The 18,701-nt window shown below is 39.5% G+C and carries 21 protein-coding genes; 3 read left to right on the top strand and 18 right to left on the bottom strand.

Annotated features, from left to right (window positions below; all coding sequences use genetic code 11):
* Nucleotides 1–23: 23 nt before the first annotated feature.
* From KEJ24_02085 to KEJ24_02055, 7 genes are all read right to left on the bottom strand, one after another.
* Nucleotides 24–734, bottom strand: a complete 711-nt coding sequence (locus tag KEJ24_02085; GenBank protein ID MBS7646616.1) for a class I SAM-dependent methyltransferase — start codon at nt 732–734, stop codon at nt 24–26.
* Between the two features lie 102 nt (nt 735–836).
* On the bottom strand, nt 837–1,814 hold the full coding sequence (locus tag KEJ24_02080) for a polysaccharide deacetylase family protein (GenBank protein ID MBS7646615.1): 978 nt from the start codon (nt 1,812–1,814) through the stop codon (nt 837–839).
* Nucleotides 1,786–2,916, bottom strand: a complete 1,131-nt coding sequence (locus KEJ24_02075) for a glycosyltransferase family 4 protein (protein ID MBS7646614.1) — start codon at nt 2,914–2,916, stop codon at nt 1,786–1,788. The genes KEJ24_02080 and KEJ24_02075 overlap by 29 nt, the downstream gene beginning before the upstream one ends.
* A gap of 42 nt (nt 2,917–2,958) precedes the next feature.
* Nucleotides 2,959–4,182 (bottom strand): hypothetical protein, encoded by a 1,224-nt coding sequence (locus KEJ24_02070; GenBank protein ID MBS7646613.1) that lies wholly within the window; start codon nt 4,180–4,182, stop codon nt 2,959–2,961.
* A 47-nt stretch (nt 4,183–4,229) separates the two neighbouring features.
* Nucleotides 4,230–4,925 (bottom strand): amino acid racemase, encoded by a 696-nt coding sequence (locus KEJ24_02065; GenBank protein MBS7646612.1) that lies wholly within the window; start codon nt 4,923–4,925, stop codon nt 4,230–4,232.
* 148 nt (nt 4,926–5,073) lie between these two features.
* On the bottom strand, nt 5,074–6,189 hold the full coding sequence (locus KEJ24_02060) for a glycosyltransferase family 4 protein (protein MBS7646611.1): 1,116 nt from the start codon (nt 6,187–6,189) through the stop codon (nt 5,074–5,076).
* 30 nt (nt 6,190–6,219) lie between these two features.
* Nucleotides 6,220–8,349, bottom strand: a complete 2,130-nt coding sequence (locus KEJ24_02055; GenBank protein MBS7646610.1) for a DUF2206 domain-containing protein — start codon at nt 8,347–8,349, stop codon at nt 6,220–6,222.
* An 83-nt stretch (nt 8,350–8,432) separates the two neighbouring features.
* On the opposite strand from KEJ24_02055, the gene KEJ24_02050 reads away from it, so the two are divergent.
* Nucleotides 8,433–9,893, top strand: a complete 1,461-nt coding sequence (locus KEJ24_02050) for a hypothetical protein (GenBank protein MBS7646609.1) — start codon at nt 8,433–8,435, stop codon at nt 9,891–9,893.
* Between the two features lie 4 nt (nt 9,894–9,897).
* Here the strand turns inward: KEJ24_02050 and KEJ24_02045 are convergent, their stop codons facing one another.
* The 10 genes from KEJ24_02045 to KEJ24_02000 all read right to left on the bottom strand — a co-directional run bounded on the left by KEJ24_02045 (nt 9,898) and on the right by KEJ24_02000 (nt 17,311).
* Entirely contained in the window at nt 9,898–10,956 is a 1,059-nt protein-coding gene (locus KEJ24_02045; protein MBS7646608.1) for a Gfo/Idh/MocA family oxidoreductase, read from the bottom strand.
* A 23-nt stretch (nt 10,957–10,979) separates the two neighbouring features.
* Complete coding sequence (locus KEJ24_02040; protein ID MBS7646607.1) at nt 10,980–11,468, bottom strand: acyltransferase; 489 nt, start codon at nt 11,466–11,468, stop codon at nt 10,980–10,982.
* A 53-nt stretch (nt 11,469–11,521) separates the two neighbouring features.
* Nucleotides 11,522–12,418, bottom strand: a complete 897-nt coding sequence (locus KEJ24_02035) for a glycosyltransferase (GenBank protein ID MBS7646606.1) — start codon at nt 12,416–12,418, stop codon at nt 11,522–11,524.
* Between the two features lie 29 nt (nt 12,419–12,447).
* A complete protein-coding gene (locus tag KEJ24_02030; GenBank protein MBS7646605.1) occupies nt 12,448–13,317 on the bottom strand; it encodes a glycosyltransferase in 870 nt (289 codons plus the stop codon).
* A gap of 61 nt (nt 13,318–13,378) precedes the next feature.
* Nucleotides 13,379–14,494 (bottom strand): glycosyltransferase, encoded by a 1,116-nt coding sequence (locus KEJ24_02025; GenBank protein MBS7646604.1) that lies wholly within the window; start codon nt 14,492–14,494, stop codon nt 13,379–13,381.
* Between the two features lie 186 nt (nt 14,495–14,680).
* Entirely contained in the window at nt 14,681–14,812 is a 132-nt protein-coding gene (locus tag KEJ24_02020) for a type II toxin-antitoxin system VapC family toxin (protein ID MBS7646603.1), read from the bottom strand.
* Nucleotides 14,764–14,997 (bottom strand): hypothetical protein, encoded by a 234-nt coding sequence (locus tag KEJ24_02015; GenBank protein MBS7646602.1) that lies wholly within the window; start codon nt 14,995–14,997, stop codon nt 14,764–14,766. Before KEJ24_02015 ends, KEJ24_02020 begins: the two co-directional genes overlap by 49 nt.
* Before the next feature lie 75 nt (nt 14,998–15,072).
* The gene (locus KEJ24_02010; protein MBS7646601.1) at nt 15,073–15,288 is read right to left on the bottom strand and encodes an AbrB/MazE/SpoVT family DNA-binding domain-containing protein; all 216 of its coding nucleotides are present in this window, start codon (nt 15,286–15,288) and stop codon (nt 15,073–15,075) included.
* A 126-nt stretch (nt 15,289–15,414) separates the two neighbouring features.
* Entirely contained in the window at nt 15,415–16,317 is a 903-nt protein-coding gene (locus tag KEJ24_02005; protein MBS7646600.1) for a hypothetical protein, read from the bottom strand.
* Entirely contained in the window at nt 16,310–17,311 is a 1,002-nt protein-coding gene (locus KEJ24_02000; GenBank protein ID MBS7646599.1) for a Gfo/Idh/MocA family oxidoreductase, read from the bottom strand. Before KEJ24_02000 ends, KEJ24_02005 begins: the two co-directional genes overlap by 8 nt.
* 78 nt (nt 17,312–17,389) lie before the next feature.
* Here KEJ24_02000 and KEJ24_01995 point away from each other — a divergent pair, with 78 nt between their 5' ends.
* Both KEJ24_01995 and KEJ24_01990 read left to right on the top strand, forming a co-directional pair.
* Nucleotides 17,390–17,674, top strand: coding sequence for a hypothetical protein (locus KEJ24_01995; protein MBS7646598.1), 285 nt, complete (start codon nt 17,390–17,392; stop codon nt 17,672–17,674).
* Entirely contained in the window at nt 17,671–18,078 is a 408-nt protein-coding gene (locus KEJ24_01990) for a type II toxin-antitoxin system VapC family toxin (protein MBS7646597.1), read from the top strand. The genes KEJ24_01995 and KEJ24_01990 overlap by 4 nt, the downstream gene beginning before the upstream one ends.
* On the opposite strand, the gene KEJ24_01985 is transcribed toward KEJ24_01990, so the two are convergent.
* Nucleotides 18,072–18,692, bottom strand: a complete 621-nt coding sequence (locus KEJ24_01985; GenBank protein ID MBS7646596.1) for a DUF1616 domain-containing protein — start codon at nt 18,690–18,692, stop codon at nt 18,072–18,074. The two genes, KEJ24_01990 and KEJ24_01985, sit on opposite strands and share 7 nt — an antisense overlap.
* Between the last annotated feature and the right edge of the window lie 9 nt (nt 18,693–18,701).

Genomic DNA, 18,701 nt, shown 5'->3' with positions numbered 1-18,701 from the left:
TCCTCTATTCGATTAAAATCAATCTAAATATCTGCAACAAGACCTATTAAAAAGCAGAAAATATTAGACGCTTGAAAGTATTTAACTATCGGTTTCCATGTAGTTTTTCTAAAGCCAATGGAATGAAAATATTTTAGGGCCGATTTGGGGGTAGATGTTGTCGAAAAATTCCATATCTCTTTGGCACCTATATCCAAATATCCAAGGTAATAATGCACTAGATTACATTTTAATCTAGCTATTAGCGGTCTGAGCTTTAGATATATGGGAATTAGAAATCTTAAGTTTATCCAAATTCCATACCATGAAAAAAAATTAAATAAGGAAACAATGACACGTTTTCGGGTAACTCTCTTTAATTCAACAAGACCTTTTGAAATATCCGGGATGTGATTTAAAGGTCCGTAAACACTAATACTTGCGTCAAATGCTTCATCACAAAAAGGAAGGTGTTGCAAGTCCGCTACCACGACATCTCCGTGCAACTTTGCCTTTTTTATAAGATTTTTGGAAATATCAATCCCAACAACATTAAATCCAAATTTTTTAAGAAATTTAAGGTACCGACCATACCCACATCCGGCGTCGAGCACTGTACAACCATGAAGGGGACCCAAAGAATTTAATACGAAACTTTTTTCTTCCCTGTCTACATTTCTGGAGTGTTCCTCAACTATTTCTCGCCAATTATTTTCATCATAGAACTCTTTAATAAAAAGCACTCCAGAACTCATAACTTGCCCCTCTTTTGAGCTTATAAAGTTAAGCAGGTTTGCAGGTTTTTTGCGGGTTTTTTAGCGTGCAGGCTTGCACGCCTGCAGGCGTTGCAGGTTTTTTCAGCGTTTAAGTTCAGGTATTTTAAAGAACTCGTAAAAGTGTTTTCTTTGGAATCTCGGTTGATAATTGAAAACTCTTTTTGCCCATCGCATGCTGTGCTCATAACATTTCTCTACGATGTCTCTGTTGACGGTCACATCGTTTTCAGCATTTTTTAAATTTGACTCTACTTCTAGAAATTTTATTTTTTCTAAAATTTTGATGTTTTTGAGGAATAGGTCGAAGCTTTTAATTAGGCTTCTTATTTCTGACAGGCTTCTTGGTTTTGATGGTGTTATGGTTTTTGGGTTTCCGTTGAAGTATATCTGGTCCCATCCGTCGTATGTGGTGAAGAGGCTTGGATGTAAACCAATGACAATGTTCTGGTTTTTGGCAACGGTTGTCCAGAAAAGCCTGAAGTCGGCGAATTTGCCGTTCCACTGCGCTAAGATCGGGTAGGGATAAAAAGTTATTCCTTTGTATTGGGCGGGGACATTTGTGAGGTTAGATGAAAAGTCGAATTTTATTCCAAGTTCCCGAAGAGCTTCGAGATGGGGTGGAATCCAGCAGTGTCCAGGCGCCCTGAAAGATTTAATTTTTTTGGAGGGAAACAGTTTTTGCAGAGTGAGGATTCCGCCTTTTCCTTCAATTTCGCCGGTTAACGGGTTTATGTGTGATGTTTCTCTTTTTAATGATGTTTCATAGGCTTCTTTGTAGTTTTCTATGTCTGTGAACTCGAAGATTGTTGGGTGAACGGAGTGACTTGAAGAATGGTAACCTATCTCGTGTTCTTCAAGCAGCTCAACTATTTTGGGGTATTTTTGAAGTTTTTCGGCGAAATGTCCAGTTATGAAGAATATGCCTTTAAAATTGTATTTGTTTAAGAGTTCTATGGTTATCTGTAGGGCTATGAATGCCATTTCGTTTGTAAAATCTTCCACGTCGAAAGTGAAATAGATTTTGCGCAGTTTAATCACCAAAGTTTGAGATTGTTTCATCGTAAATGCTGCATAGTTTTTCTACGATTACATCTAAGGAGTAATGCTGCTCAACTAAAATTCTTCCTTGGCAGCCTAGTTTTGTCCTGATGTCATCGTTATCTAGTAAGAATTGTATGGCTTCTGTAAGGGTTTGAGGGTTATCTGGAGGGACTATTATACCGCATTTGTTGTTTTGAAGTATTTCTGGTATTCCGTTGATGTTTGTGGCTATAACTGGGGTTTCGCAGGCTAGGGCTTCTAGGATAACCATTGGGAAGCCTTCTCTTCTTGATGGCAAAACTAGAAGTGAGGCTTTCTGGTAGTAGGATATTATTTCTTCACGATTTTTTGGTCCCAAATAGTTGATTTTGTGTTTTCCTTTCTCGTTTTCTTTTCGGATTAGTTCTAATGTTCTTTGGAAGTGGTTTGGGTTCCAGTCTTCCGGCCCGATTATGGTTAGGTTTACGGGTGTTTCTAAGTGGTTCAGCGCCTTCAGCAAAGTGTCTATTCCTTTTTCCTGGCATACCCTGCCCACGAAAAGGATCATGTTTTCATCTTTCTCTTTTGTTGGGTGGAACTGGCTGGTGTCTACTCCGTTTGGCAGTATCTTAACTCTCTCTTCAGGTATTCCTAAGCTTGTGAGCTGTTCTTTCATGGTTTTTGTTAGGCAAATGTAGGTTTGTGCCGCATTTTTTAGGATCAGCCTACTTATGAAATATTTCTTGTAGAATTCTGGCGATAATCCATGTAGATGGAAAATTTTTGGTTTTCTAACTCCATAGGAGAATAAGGGAAGGGTTAGGTCTCCTCCATGAAAATGGAGGATGTCATATTTCTTTAGTATGCCTCTAAATTTTCCGGGGATTAGATTTATTCCCATAGTTATTCTGTCCGAATGGGTTAGCGGAAACCAGTTTAACGCTGGAATCTTGTGAATTGTTGCTTTGCCATTTTTTTCGGTTTTACCGTGCCAGCGGGGCTTCCATTTACGGTCCATGTTGAAAGTTAAAATGTCCGTATAAACGCCTACACTGTTCAGTTTAACGGATATATCGTGAATTACCGTTTCAGCCCCACCCTTAATCGGAAAATAGGAAGGAGAAACCATAAGCACACGCATAACAGACCAACATAAATTGTGTTATTGTCCTCAAGCGTTCAATTAAAATCTCATAGATTGAGTTAAAGCTTTAACCTTCTGATTAACTGTTCTTAAACTTAACTTAAACATGTAAAAAATGTATGGAAAAGGGTCATCAAAATCGCGTATTGAATGTACCTTACGAGTTTTAATTATTCTGAGCATATCTTTAAATTTAAGTTGCCCTTGCCTTTGAAGTCTAAGACATGACAGGATATATGTTAGGTCAGCAGCCCAATTTATATTTTCTCGAAATGTAGAATAATTTTTATTAAGCTCCCCTCTTGCGTCGAGGTATGCAAGATATTCAATGTCTACCCCACATGCTGCTGCTAATCTGTTTTGCGTTGTAGTCCTTGCGTTTATTTCTAAAAGCTTATAAACACCATCTCGGGGGTCTTTTTTCAATTCTGGTTCAGCAAACCCGTGGTATTTAATTTCTCTTAACAACCTAATACATTCTTTTATTGGTGAGGCACGTAGTCTACTTCTACAATAAGAACCAGAACCAAAATCATCTGGAAATTGCAAAATTTTGTCGTAACCGCAAATTGCGATGGGTTCTGATTGCTTGTTGAGGTATGTATAAAACATGTATATATCTCTTCCTGGTATCAATTCCTGCACTATTATCTCCAAGCTTTTATTCCTCAACTTATTGACGGCCCATAAAAGCTCGTCATATGAGTGTATAACAAAATTTTTCTTACCGAATTCTTGGAAAAATTGGAAAGAATAAGCTGGCTTAATAATAAATGGATAATTGATTTCATATCCCATTCTTTGTAAATCATCTAAATCTTTAGGGAAATATGTTTTTGGATGGGGGAAATTCATCTTTTCCAGCATTTTGTAAAACTTCTTTTTATTGACTATGTTTTGAACGATCTCGTAGGAAGGTGTTGGAATATAATAATACTGTTCCAGTCTTTCTTTATTTTTAGACAGGAATAAGACTTCATAGTCGCTTGCGGGGATAAACATAATTTTTTCGTTAATATGTCTTCCAAACTTTATCAAAAAATTTACAAGGCTGTCTTCGCACTCTAAAGTATTTGGGCATTTCAGCCTTAATGTCACGTATTTTGAATATCGCATTACATCATAATTATTTATGTTCAGAAGTATAACAGGTATTTTGCGCTTTCCGAAGGCACGAATTATTCCCAAACCGTTACAATCAGTTCCTCCCATGACCATTATGATTGAAGGGTGAATTGAAGAATCAGAACTATCTGATTTCAAGAATTGCCCTCTACAGTTACAAGCTCTTCCAAAATGTTAGATTAGCATTAAAATTCCGTCAAAGCAGTTTTTACAGCTTCTTCTGCAAGAATTTGTAATGGATCGATTATGGGAATTGTTTCAGCTACATTTTTTAAGGCTAAAGAAACTTCTGTGCATCCGCTTATGATAGCCTGAGAGCCTTTTTGTATGAGATGCTTAATGGTGCTAATCAAAACCTCTTTACCTCTTGTGCGTCCTGCCTTAATTTTATATATCGTTCTCATAACAGCAGCTTGCATTTCGAATGATGGGTATATCACTTGGATATTCCTTTTGTGCATTGCGCAATCATATATTCTTGCTTTAACAGTTCCCGTTGTAGCAATTATCCCGACTGTTCGTATGTGGGGATACAGCTCGCTTATTTTCTTTGCAGTTAATTCGATCATATTTATTATCGGAACCCCCACTTTCTTTGTTAACTCATCATAGTAGTAATGTACTGTATTGCATGGTATGATAATAAAGTCTACTCCCATTTTTTCTAGACTCCTTGCCGCTTGCACCAACTCATTTAAAGGACTTTTTGTGCCTTTTATGATAGCTTCGCTTCTATCAGGTATCTTCGGATTGTTATAGATTATTATTTTCAAATGATCTTGGTCTCTCATCGCTGGAGTTAGTTTAATTATCCTGTAAAATAACTCAGCTGTGGCTTCAGGACCCATTCCACCCAATATTCCGATTGTTTTCTCTCTCATTTAAGTGTCTCCTTATGAACATCTAGCTTTTCCGTTAAATTCGTTGAGTATTATTTTATGTTTAAAAATAGCACAAAAGCGTACCAACAAGCTAAGTCAAAGAACTTTCTGCACTGAAAGTACCAAATCCTAGATGATTAGAGACTTGTCACAATCTCTGATAGAATGTATTATATACTTTTAGGTATTCCTTCCCTTGATTTTCCCAACTGTATTTCTCTGCAAGTTTTCGACACCTAAACGACATTTCTTGATAATTATGATTATCTAGATCTAGAATATACTTGATTCTCTCAGAATAAGCTTTAGGATTTCTTTCATTAACGACAAATCCCTCAAGCCCGTCGTTTATTATCTCTTTGGTGGGGCATTCTTGGGAAATAACTATTGGTAATCCACACGCCATAGCTTCCAGCGTTACCAATGGAAAGCCTTCATAAAGCGTTGGAAGTATTAATAGACTAGCGGAGTTATATAGCTTACATAGCTGAGCTTTGTCTTGGACCTCTCCCCAAAAAATGATATTCTCAAAGTTTGTTCCAGAAACTCCCACCACTATTAAGTAAACATCCCTTAAGCCCTTGACAGCATCTATGGCGGTGGATAATCCTTTTAATTCCGGATTATTCCCTACCCAAATGACATAGTCCTTATTTTTAGGTAACCTCAAAATTTTTTTGGCTAAATCCTTGTTCATTGGTTTAAATTGATCTGTGTTGACTCCGTTGTATATTACCTTAATTTTTGATGGGTGAATTCCATAAATACTAATAAGTTCGTCCTTCACACTTTTTGAAGGCGCTATAGCTAAATCACATTTTTTAGCCGCAATTTCTTCGGGAAAGTAAAGTGGTAGAGACCTTGGGTTCTTTAAAATGCGTGAATTAGACCCGTAAATCCTAATCTTAGCAGCTCTTTTTAGACCATGAAAAGTCATAATGAAGGGTTTTTTATCCCTGAATAGAGCATTAAAAAAGCAATATCCACTATGTCCGTGAATAATGTCAAATGAGTTTTCTTGTTTTATCCGTCTCCAAACTCTTAGATTGTAAGCATATCTTTCATAATTGGCAAATCGTAATATTCTAGGTAAAATGTTGTTTGGAGAAAGAACTATATGCTTAATATTTTGCGTTTCCCCAACTAAATCTTTATAATACATGCTGAAAACTGTCACTTTACAGCTATTCTGAGCTAGGAAAATACTTAAATCGCGAACAACGTTTTCAAGTCCACCAGGACTTGTATAATAACCAGAAATCATACAAATATGCATAAGGCATTAGCCTCCAAATTATGGATAGCTTTTATGGAGACTTATGACCCAGAATATTTCACATTCGCCATTTGAGTAAAAATTATCTGAATATTCAAAATTAGATTTTAGAATATCCGTGCTGTTCCAGACATCCTGAGCAAATACCATCCCATAGACCGTATTGAGTTTTCCAAAGTAAATGTACGAACCCTCCATCGGTTTAGTGGTGTTTGTCAACTTCATTATGCTTACAATCTTGCCATATCCTACAAGGGCCGAGAAAATGTGAAAATCTGCGAATAAGGATGATCTTTCGGCATAAAAGTATTGAGACAACCAAAGAGAACTGTGTACTTCTTGAGAGGTAACGACTCCAAAACTAGCATGTAGCCTTATACCCAATCTATGCATACTTAGGGGGAGCGACCAACTTTGGCTATTTGTAATTTCATAAACAAAACCAGACTGGAATAGAAAGTAAGGCATAAGTATAAAAACTAATAAAACTGAGGCGTAGATCTTTTTACCTTTCCTACGACAGATAATTTCAGTGATAAATGTGGCACCTAATGTACATAAGGGAGCCAAGAGAGATAATAAAACATGATAAAACCTTGTCATGTTCATAGTATTTGCTAACCCTGGTACGATTATTAGTGCGGCGAGAAAACCCATAGCCCACGATATTAGGATGAAATTTTCTTTTCTTAAGTTTATCATATTGTTCCTCCTAAAAAAAAGACTGGCAAAACCAACAATAATCAAAAACTCTGTTGCGTATACAAAGAACCTGCTTATCGCATTCCAAATAGTGGGAGGGCTTTCTAAACCCAAACCTCGCAGAACAGTCTTCCCCCTCGACTCAAGATTAAAAAACTCCCCCAACCTTTGATAAACATGTTCTCCATAATCCAAGAAACTTTCAAAAACAGAAGCCCTAGAAGTGTAGATATACCAAGCAAACATAATCACAAAAAACAAAACAACCATACTTACAGTTAAATTGTTGCTGCGTTGTCTAGATACAAGCAAGCAAACCAAAGCAAATACTATCAGGAAAAGGAAAATCTCCGCAAGCCCGTAATGCGAAACAACTAAACCGAATCCAAAAAAGGTAAACGAAACAATCCTCTGAAGACCGCTTAACCTCTTATCCAACAAAATAAAAAGCAATAATGTAAAAAATAACTCCGCAACCATCTGCCTATTTAACCCAAGCAACTCTGTATAAAAAGGGGCTGTCGCCATGAAAAAGAAGGCGGAAACAAAAGCCCACTTTGCACCAAAGCTTTTTCTCCATATCTGATACAGGCATAATGGAGCAAAGGCAAAAATCAGAGGGAAAACCAACTTAAAAACCCAAGTTGAATCCAAACCCAAAATATTTGAATAAACCGTCGGAAGAATAGTTATGCTAAGCATACCGTTCAACCGTCCCAACCCGACATCCCAGTGGGCGGGAGGAACAGAATTCCAATAACCACTCTCCAAAGTATTCCTAAAAACAAAGAGTTCAAGCGACACATCAGAACCAAAAGTGGTAATATACCTTGACACCAACAAGGAATGGAGAAGAAGCGAAACACCAATAATAAATACCGCAAACACATATACCGTTGATGGAACCACGGCCTTCAGAGTTAAAAACGCTGCAACCAAAGAAATAGCCAGAATCATCAGTAAGAGTAAAAGATTATTACCGTAAACTCCAACAAACATGGCGCCAACAACACTCAAAATTAACGGTACCAGAAGAGGCGCAATCCACTTCGCCAAGCTAAAAGAAATATTCGTTAAGCTGGATGCTTCATTTCTCCAATAGGTTAGTAGAACCAAAGCCAAGATAGCATTATTTAACATGATAAGCAAAGGAAAAGTTGACAGTGGCTGTGATATGCCTGCTATATAGCCTAACTCGTTTAGAGCGAGTCCAGTAAGCATAAGAAAGGCAACGCTAAACCCAACCGAGAAAATTAAAGTCTCGAAATGGTTAAAATTAAACCTAAAAAGCTTAACAATCAAATACCCTGGAACAAATGTGAGGTAAGCGAAAAGCAGAATCTGTCTAATAACTGGAATGTCGAAAAATACAATTATGTATGAAGCTGCTTGGAGGAATAACACTGTAGAGAGAAAACTTAATGGTTTTGTGTTTTCCTTGAGCATTATTGAGTCTCCTTTATTAGGTTATCGTAATACACAAGATTTATTATCCACATCACACATAAACTAAGTAAACAGTGACCAAGATGCACAGAATTCACCAGAAAATTCTTGCAACAGTAATAGCAGCAATTATAATAACAGCAGTATATATTGCAAACGCCCAACTCACAAACACTGCAATTATCCACAACACAGGCCAAATATCAACGACAATAATATGGGCAAAAAGCGGGTATTGGCGAGACATACAAGCAGCTGTAGATGCAGTAGCTGCTGCTGGCGGAGGCATTGTTTACATTCCTGAAGGTGTTTGGGATTTCGTCAACGTTAACGAAAGTTGGACAGGCTACAGAGTTATTATTCCAGCAGGCGTTAGTATTTTTGGAGCTCCAACTGAGAGAACAGGCAATTTACCATATGATGGCGTCGGACGGAACCCAAACGACCAAGTCATAGAGTGGAAGACGGTTCTCCGTTTGCCTTGGGATGTGCCGGGAAGCTGGAGGGGTGAAACTGACCCTGACCCGCCACCTAAAGGGAGTGCCCCCAAAGCTCCTGCTTGGTTTAAGGTTAAAGGCACAGGTGCGTCATCGCCATTCTTTAGATTCTCAGACATAAAGATGATTGGATATAGAAGCATTAACTCAAGTTCAGTTTATGTGTATCACGGTATCTTGTTAGATAATGTAGCGAGCTTTCGCATAGACCACTGTTGTTTTGAACACATTTGCGGCGGGGGAATAAATGTTTGGGGCGATTTCGCTCATGGAGTGATTGACCATTGTATTTTAAACAACACTTATGCGTATGCTGGATATCCGACAGAGTGGGACACTGTGGGTTATGGTGTTGTAGTTGGTAGAGCATACAGAGACTTATGGGAGTCGGACCTTACTAAAGTGCTTGGACAGTATACCAACTACACAGTCTTCATTGAGGACTGTTATTTCACGAAGTGGAGACATTGTGTTGCTGCCAATAGTGGTGCTCATTACGTTTTTAGACACAACACGGTTGAAAATGGATTAGGCTATACAGAATGTGACGCCCACGGATGGTTCCAGACAGCATGCTACAATCCATCCCATGGAGCAATTGCAAACCCAAAAGCAGTCTGGAACGGAACCGACTGGGTATGCTCGCAATGCGGTGCACCATTAAGAAGCTCTCGAAGCGAGTCATATTTTATCATTACACAAGTTGGAACAAGGGCTGTGGAAATTTACAACAACAAATTCATCAACGCAACCCAATCGCCATGGACTATAACACTCCGAGGCGGAGCAGGCGTAGTATTCAATAACACAGCCGGGGGAGGCACATACAAATACTTCGTTTACCTTTGGCTTGACAACACAAACCGCGAAGAAGGCGCGAAAGTAAGGATAAACAACCTATACATTTGGAACAACAACATTGGCAGTTTAGCCGAAATAGTCGAATACGACCCAAACAACCAAATCACCGAAGATGTCAACTATTTCCGCCATGCCCCATCGTGGTACACGCCATACCAATACCCGCACCCACTAACTCAGTCCTAAAACGCTAATCAATCCTAACCGGAGAACGCGTATCCAACGACTTCTCGACAGCTTCCAACAAAACAACAGTCTTCCTCCCCTCCTCAGGAGTGACAGGTGGAGGCAAATCTGCCTTTATCGCTTCTATATAACGTTGAATGAGGTAAAAAGTTGGAAGAATTTTCCTATTTCTTAGATATCTAACCCCAAAACGCAACCATTTTTTCAAAATTCTTTTTTCATCCACTAAAAAGTTCTTAGCGGCTAAATAAAAGTTAAAAGGCGGCGTATCTGATTTTTCCAGCATACAATCGAATTCCCACAGTATGTCTATTCTTTTTCCATCTGCACTTGTAAATTCATAAACAACATCGAAAGCATCACATATCCATGAAATCCGGATAACACCAAAACGATCATCAGAAGCCCTCAATAACACAGCGAAGTCGTCATAAACCGGATACTTGAACTTGCCACCGGCTGCGTAAACTTCTTTGATGTTTGGTAAAAAGTATAGCTGCAAATATGCATGGTGACAGCAGACTTCCCATATCACTCCGCGTTGTTCAGGTGAAACATTCAGCTTTGAAACCAAGCCATGCTTCAAGAGTACGTCAAAATTCCCTTTGAGAGTTGTTTCCAGACTTAACAAATTAAATGCGCCAGAATCCACCATTATTTTTACCTTTTGTATATGAGGAGAGAAAATTTGATTATGCCCTATGCACAATTTACCTCCATACTTTTTCACAGTTTTAATCATTTCATCACATTGCGATACTGTAAGCGCCATGGGCTTCTCAACCAGTATAGCTGGAACAACTTTGGCAACATCACAAACAATTTCAGCATGCGTTGAAATTGGCGTGCATACATCTACTAAATCCAATTGGCTTTTTTCGAGCATTTCCCAATAATTACTAAAAACTTTTCTAACTTTGAAACGATTGGCTAGTTTTTTCGCTCGTTCTAAGTTAATATCGCAGAGCGCGGTAACCTCAACTTCACGGTCAAGTTTTTTGTATACATCCAAATGAACAGGCGCAATACCGCCACAACCAATAAGTCCAACCTTTATAGCCAATTTTGCTCCCCCAAATTCGTGTTTTAACCTTTAACTTTAACACTTTTTGAGCCGTAAAGCCAATGATGGATATCATTTGCTTTAAAATTATGTCTTCCGATAACTCTCGCTGGAACACCCGCTGCGATGCAGTTATCAGGTATATCTTTGGTTACAACCGAACCCGCCCCGATAACAGCATTTTCTCCAATAATAACTCCAGGAAGGATAGTAACATTTATACCTATACGCGCGCCCCTCTTTATAATCACTGGACCATCTTCCCCCTCTTTAATGCCGTATAAAATATTTGAATGCGTCAAAATGTATATGTAACCAGCCAGTATGACATCATCTTCTATTGTAACACCATACCTTTTCAATGCTGGGGAAGTGACATCAATGAAAATGTGACTTCCAAACACGAGAGGTCGCCCAATTTTAACACCGGCCTTTCGATACATTGCTACTCGAACATTTTGTGATGGAGCATACATCGCTAAAAAACGAATCAGCACCTTACTAATGCTCATCTTACTTCTTCCAGTTTATGTATGATTGGCAATAAATATCGATTTCATCATGGTTAGCCATTTTTAACAAGTCCATTTATAAAACCGAAAACCCAAGCAACTCTTTTATATAGATAGTGAAAGGGTAGTAAAAATGCAATTTTATGTCTTGTAAATTTGTAGGCAAGGACCACCCGTGAAAATTCGGTGAACAAAGTTAATGGTGGCCAAAACATCCATAATTTTGTTGCAACCTTCTTCTTATGTAAGCGAGATCCTCCCTCACCGTGCCAGAAGTATTCTCGCCATAGATCTTTCCAAGTTTTCCTTCGGCATTCAAAGAAAATTGCAGAAGTTATGGCCAGGGACCAGCCGGCTTTTCTGATTCGGTACTCTATATCTACATCTTCCCCTGCGCCAGTTAGTCTTTCGTCAAATCCCCCTACTTGCCTAACGGCTTCAACGCGATAAATTGCACCTCCAGTACCAAGAGGAGTTAAATCTTTTTCCGGACCTCTGAAGTTTGTAGTTATAAATTCTAGACTTTCTAGGTCACTTACAAGTTTTCCTTGTGGACGAAATCCGTATTTGCCTTTTCCAATTGCTACGTTCGGATTTTGTTCCATATATGAAGCTTGTTTTTTCACGAAATCTCTAGTTAGAATCATGTCACCATCGACCCAGATGATATACTTGCCTTTAGCATTTTTTACAACCAGGTTTCTACTATATCCCAAACCTTTCCAGTCATGGTGAAAAATTTTAATTTCAAATCCTTGAGCTTGAGCTTTTAATGCAAGATCTTTAATAATGTTTAGTGTCTCGTCAACGCTTCCATCGTCAACAAAAATTATTTCCATAAGTTTATGAGGGTAGGTTTGCTCCAAGATACTGGTTATAGCTTCATGTAATGTTTCTGCGCAATTTCTCACGCAGACGCCAACCGTAACCTTTGGGTATGAATGTTGCATATTGGACAAACCGATGCGATCATAAAACGTCAAGTACACATAGAAAAACTATGTAGTAAATAGCCACTCCACCACGCACTCATTTTAAATAAATACAGAAAAGGCAGTAAAAAGCACTTTTTCTTATTTGCCACTTTGTAGATTTTTATTGCGTCCAAAAGGCCTGCAATTACGGCTATCATGGGTATTGTCTTGTATAGCTTAACTGCACTTCTATGCTTTTGGAGGAATAAGCGTGAATAATAGCCTCGAAGCCTATATCTTTTCCACAACTCCCTCCAAGTTAAATTAGATCTTTCATAATCAGAAAAGTAAGCATCAACAACCGCTAAAGTCCAACCTGCATCTTTTACCCTCAACTCGACGTCAAAATCTTCCCCATATCCTCTCAACCGTTCATCAAAACCTCCAACTTTTTTAATCGCTTCAATTCGATAAATTGCGCCTCCAGTACCAAGGGATTTGAATTTTGATTTTTCAGATTGATAATTCACCATCCTACTAGCCGCTCGCGAATATGTTTCAAGCGTGCCTACAAATGATGATTCAGTTTGAATAGATTGTTTTCCTTTTGCTATCCCAACTTTTGGATGATTTTCCATAAATTCAACAAGCTTTCTTACATAATTTGGTGGAATTGTCATGTCACCATCAACCCAAACGATATACTCACCGGTCGCATTTTTTACGACAACATTTCGCGAATAACCTATCCCCCTCCATTTATGATGAAAAACCTTCACACTCAGGTCGATCTTGGAAACGTAATCCATAATTATTGAAAGAGTATCATCGCTGCTTCCATCGTCAACAAAAATTATTTCCATAAAATCGTGGGGATAATCTTGATTTATAATGCTTTCAATAGCCTTTCCGATAGTATTTTCGCAATTTCTCACGCAGACGCCAACCGTAACCTTGGGTCTATGCAATTTTTACCAACGCACTTAAGCTTGATTTTCATAGCGCGTCGTTTAAATTAATAACACCTCTATTTGAGACTTGCCTTTTCCAGGCAATGTAGCGCCGCCCAAATAGATAGGACAACAAGCCACATGCCAAAATAACATTATCAACGAGAAATTCAACAAAAACACGCCTAGCCAAAACCAGCAAACCCAAAACCGAAAAAACAATAGCCAAACTAAACGGGGACAACGAATTCATGATTACTAGGGCTATGCCGCTTGCCGTCAATATCAAGAAAACGACAGGGTTGAAAATGAACAAGAAAGTTTCCGGCAACGCTATCCTTTTCGGAAGAGAGAGTTTTCCCTTGACCATGAGTCTTAGACATTTAATCCATAAACCAATCAACTGGTTGGCCCGTCGAAGCTTAATCTTAAACTTCACGGATAAGCTTGACGGAAAACTAGTATAGAAAACTGCCTCGGGGACCAATATGCTCCGATAACCGTTCAAAACAACTTTCAAAGCAGTCCCAGAATCATCAGAACCCGTCTCACAGTCAAAAGCGTCAAAGGCATCCCGCTTGTAGGCGCAAAAACCACCCTCAAATCTAATCGTTGAATGAATTTTCGATTCGCCAAGTCTAACGAAGTTGGCAAGCTTCAAATAAGATTCCTCAGCTTTAGTCACCCAAGACTCCCCAACATTCACGTTTGCCCCCCTACCAGTAACAGCGCCAACCTTAGGATCAGCCAGAAAGGGCAGGGCCTTCCGCAAAATGTCCGGAGGCCACCGAGTGTCAGCATCAGAAACCACAACAATAGGTTTTGTGGACACCTGCAACGCTTTATTCAAAGCCGCCGACTTCCCAGCACGCGGATTTTGCCTCACCAACTTAATATGCATGTCAGGGCGTTTCTCAATAAAACCTTCAACCTTATCCACGGTGCTATCCTCTGAAGCATCGTCAGCAACGATTATCTCCATTTTCTTCTTTGGATACGAGACGTTTCCAAGGTTTTCTAATTTAGCTTCAATATTCGCCTCTTCATTGTGAACTGGAACCAAAATAGATATTTCAGGCTCAAAACCCTCATCCACTCGAATATTCCAAGGCTTCCCAACATATTTCCTAATATAAAAGCAGTAGACTAGATAGGTTCCCAAGAAAATCAATAAAGAACATAAGAATACGAACTGTAACATTCAAATCGCTCTTTTAAAATCAGATTTCACGACTCATGCGAACCGATGCATAATTGAACATTGGAAACAAACCTAATTTTCTAAATAATCCTTTCTTCTAAAGGTGTGAGAAACGTTCTTTTATATCCCGCTTTACCGCTTGTAGGTTTAGGGTTCAATTCTCTTAAATCTTTCAATTTTATCAAAATCAGGGTCATAGCTTACAACTTCTGTTACATTATTTTCTAAGGCTACTGCAACGTGAATTGCATCCCTAGGCTTGATTGAATATTTTTCCATAATTTCCTGCGCTTTGAAAACTGTGCTTTTTTAACTCCTAAAAGTTTCAAATTAGGAAAAGCAAGGAACTTCTTACCTTCCTCCACGGAAAGTTCAAAACCAAAAATTTTGCGGACAACCCAGACAATTTCATCCCAAGTGACTGTTGCTGTGCAAGCTTCAACGCTTCCTTGAGCGATTTTCAAAGGAAAATCCTTAGACTTTTTGCCTCTACTATAATTTCAGAATCGTAAACACTAGGATACAGAAATACATTGGAGTCAACGTAAAGCAAACCTTTCCTCAGCCTCCCGTTCCGACAACCCTTTCAAGTCAATTTTTTTAGTTAATTTTTTCCCGGGAACCAAACAGAAACTTTCAATAAATTCTTTAGGATCTACGCCTGACCGAATTATTACTTCCCCCTCTCTAACCTCCATTATAACCTCATCGCCAGCCTTAATGCCCGCATACTCCCTTATAACTTTAGGAATCACGATTTGCCCCTTCTGCCCAATCTTCCTAATCCTCATATAAACCACAAAGAAAGAAAAGTTAAACATATACTAAACTTTTCCTACATCCAATCCCAACTTTAACATTCTAAATAAGCGCATAAACCTTCAAAGAAGTCTCATTCTACACAACTTAAAAGTTTCTGTTGCATGCTTCTCTTTCGATACGCCCACAGCGACACCTTTAATGTTTGGCAAACCCGCAATGTAGTCTACAGCTTCTTCAGGCTTCAAATAACCGGCAGCCAAAATACTTATAGCCACAACACTAGGTTTAGTCAGGCTCTCCAAGGCCTTTTCACATTCTTCCCTCGACGGAACCATTTGAAAACCAACTTTGTTAAACGGTGCTGCAATCACGACGTCTTCTAGGCTTATGTTCCATTCTCTAAACTTTTCCACTAAAAAGGCGAAGTTTCCAGTGTTAAAGCCTGGAATTATGCCAGCTTTCGACAAAAACTCTGTGTAAAGCCTAAAAACCCAGTCTAGGCCTAAACTGAGACATAAATCGGTTATAAGCTGATGCAGCAACACGGATTCAAGCTTGGCCTTTCCGCCGGCTGAACGCTTAACCCTAGAAATTTCGTAGAGCAGATAAGTTTTGACAAGTGAAGCTGGATCCGACCTAAAAACTCCATTTAGGCCAGAGGTGGCGGCGCGCAGGTTTCCGGAAAAAACAATTTCTTTAATCAGTTTTTTGGCTAAGCCCGGGATTCCTCCGGCTGCGCACGCCAGCCTAACATATTCATAGGCGTATGGCACAATGACATAAAGGCGTAACCCGTTGTTTTCACCGTTTTTTCGCAAAAAATCCAAAATCGTTAGAGTTTTCTCGCTTACAGAAAACATGAAACCATTGGCGCCGTTCTCAACAGCCAGCCCTATAAGCCTAGCCGCATACGTAGGGTTTGTTGGCGTTTCCCCTCTGGTGCGGCTTCTTTCCTGCGAAAGATGGCTAATGCCATGGAACGGGTTATCGCCAACAAGCAAAACCTTATCTTGGCTATTCAATTCGATCAGCCTTAGCTAGAACCTCATCTATTAAGCGGTCAACCTTAGCCGCAGTCTCAAAACAGGGCTCTGCAGTTTTGCCTTGCAAAATAGCATTCACGAAGCTTTCATTTTCACGGTAGTATTCAGGGCTTCCAAGCCAGAAACCAACCTGTTCGCCAAGATCATGCCTAAACCATCTTTGCCTTCTTCCGTTTTTCAAAGTTATCGCCAACTCATCATCGTTCACGCTTAAACAGCCATTAGAACCCTCAACTAAAAAGCCAACTTCAGGCATGCGATAGCCGTCAACACACCATGAAACATCAAATTCGCCGAGAATATCGTCAGAAGCCTTAACCTCAAAGTGGGCTGAATCCACAGAACCATCATTTACAACCGACTTAACCTCTGCATTTTCAACCTGTAAATCTCCAAAAAACCATAAGGCCAAATCCAACGCATGGCATCCTAAATCCCTGACAACTCCAACCTTCGGCGTTCGAACCTTAGCGGTTCCGTCAATCCCGAAAAAATCGGAGGAGTAGGCATAAGCCCTGAAAGACACAGGTTTGCCGATAACACCCTCATCTAACAAACCCTTAGCCTTCCTAAAAGTAACGGAAAAACGCCTCAAATATCCAACCATGTTGGCTCCGCCAAATTTCCCAGCTAAACTGCAAAGCTCTTGGGCTTCTTTGAAATTTGAAGCAAGAGTCTTCTCAACAAAAAGATTGCAGTAGATGCCGTGTTCATAGAGGCTTTTAACAACTTGGAAATGCGACTCTATCGGCGTAGTCACATAAACAGCATCCAAACCAAGCTCTGAAAATGCCTCAACACAGTCAGCAACCCTAACATCCCTAACAGCCTTTCTCAAAAACTTCCGAATCAACCCACTTTTCTCACATATGGCGACAAGCTTCACCCTTGGCAAAACGTTCAAAATTCCAGCATGTAGCATGCCCATCTTGCCGAAGCCGACAACAGCGACCCTCAATTCCCGTTCCGTCATATGATCACCGGTGGAATTGTGGTTGCAAAAGGAGCAAAGTATTTTAAGAGAGATTTACACTTTTCTATTGGTGGAAAAGTGTCTGTAACAATAAAGATGGAACAGGAGAAAAAAGAAAAACTGGACAGGTTCGTTGCATCTCTACTGCTTAGGGAAGGTCTAAAAGTAACTCTTCAAGAAGCTTTAAGCCTAATGATCGATTACGCTTTGGAAAATGAAGAAGAAATTATCAAACGGTTAAAGGCGCTTCCACCTCTTGAAGACGACCCTGCTTGGAAAGCTCTTGAAAACCCAACTCATTGGGGAGTGAGGGATTCCTCAAAGCGTATAGACGAGGTTTTGTATGGCGGTGGGCATTCATGACTATATTCATTGACACCGGAGTTTTTGTGGCTTTAAGAAACGCAGATGATGAGCAGCACCAAAGAAGCAAAGAACTAATGAGGAAGGCTTTAAAAGCGGAGTTCGGAGCCATATACACATCTGACTACATAATAGGCGAAGCCATAACCACAGCCCTAATAAGAACGAGAAGGCATGACTTAGCCATTGACATAGGAAAGTACATTATTGAATCGCCTAGAATAATCAAGCTCTGGACAACGAAGGAAATCTTCGAACTGGCATGGCAAAAATTCAAAACCCTTAAGGATAAGCCCTTAAGCTTCACAGACTGCATAACACTTGCCCACATAGAAAGAAACAAAATCAAACAAATATTAAGCTTTGATTCAGGTTTCGACGGCCTAATCCAAAGAATTTATTGAACTGTCATATTAAACCATAATCCAACAAAACGCCCATGATACTGGAAACTGCCAGCTGAATTATTATATAGCCACAGCTCAAAGAACAGAAACCCCCGAAACCCTTGCTTTTCTGTATTCCAAGATATCGTATAGTCACTCATGTTCAGCCACATACCATTAAACATCAAACTTGAAAGTTCAACTTTTGAAGGCGGTTGATCCCAAGTATAATTGAAGGAGAATGTTACTGGAGTTTCATAAACTTGCTCGTCAGCTACAAAGGCTGTGAAATTGAAAAGTGATGGTAAACTGCTTGGAAGACGTTTTTCGATAGGACCAAAACGAGTCGGCATCAGCTCTAGCTGCGACCAGTTTAAAAATTTTACCTGAACCATATAATAGGCGCAGTAGCCTAAATGGTTTCCAATGCTCAGGTAAATGGTGTAGTTTTGGCCGCGTGTAATGTTGGACGGATAATTTTCAGCCTTGTGGTCTGCGTCTAAGATCCAGAGTTCTGTGAAAAATTCTGTCCGCGGATATATGAGGACTCTGCTTAGGAATGGAGAAGCCGCAAGAAGAGCTAAAACGCCTACAACCGTCCAGTAAAAGAGGCCATACTCGACAATTTTCAATCTGAAGCC

It is taken from the genome of Candidatus Bathyarchaeota archaeon (genome assembly GCA_018396705.1).
Lineage (GTDB): Archaea > Thermoproteota > Bathyarchaeia > Bathyarchaeales > Bathycorpusculaceae > DRVP01.
Note: the sequence above shows the minus strand (reverse complement) of the source record. Positions and strands in the feature narration are given on the sequence as shown.

Bases quoted from the DNA above. Each gene is read 5' to 3' on its own strand.
- KEJ24_02085 (MBS7646616.1), bottom strand. From the start codon at position 734: ATGAGTTCTGGAGTGCTTTTTATTAAAGAGTTCTATGATGAAAATAAT.
- KEJ24_02080 (MBS7646615.1), bottom strand. From the start codon at position 1,814: ATGAAACAATCTCAAACTTTGGTGATTAAACTGCGCAAAATCTATTTC.
- KEJ24_02075 (MBS7646614.1), bottom strand. From the start codon at position 2,916: ATGCGTGTGCTTATGGTTTCTCCTTCCTATTTTCCGATTAAGGGTGGG.
- KEJ24_02065 (MBS7646612.1), bottom strand. From the start codon at position 4,925: ATGAGAGAGAAAACAATCGGAATATTGGGTGGAATGGGTCCTGAAGCC.
- KEJ24_02060 (MBS7646611.1), bottom strand. From the start codon at position 6,189: ATGATTTCTGGTTATTATACAAGTCCTGGTGGACTTGAAAACGTTGTT.
- KEJ24_02055 (MBS7646610.1), bottom strand. From the start codon at position 8,349: ATGCTCAAGGAAAACACAAAACCATTAAGTTTTCTCTCTACAGTGTTA.
- KEJ24_02050 (MBS7646609.1), top strand. From the start codon at position 8,433: ATGCACAGAATTCACCAGAAAATTCTTGCAACAGTAATAGCAGCAATT.
- KEJ24_02040 (MBS7646607.1), bottom strand. From the start codon at position 11,468: ATGAGCATTAGTAAGGTGCTGATTCGTTTTTTAGCGATGTATGCTCCA.
- KEJ24_02035 (MBS7646606.1), bottom strand. From the start codon at position 12,418: ATGCAACATTCATACCCAAAGGTTACGGTTGGCGTCTGCGTGAGAAAT.
- KEJ24_02020 (MBS7646603.1), bottom strand. From the start codon at position 14,812: ATGGAAAAATATTCAATCAAGCCTAGGGATGCAATTCACGTTGCAGTA.
- KEJ24_02000 (MBS7646599.1), bottom strand. From the start codon at position 17,311: ATGACGGAACGGGAATTGAGGGTCGCTGTTGTCGGCTTCGGCAAGATG.
- KEJ24_01990 (MBS7646597.1), top strand. From the start codon at position 17,671: ATGACTATATTCATTGACACCGGAGTTTTTGTGGCTTTAAGAAACGCA.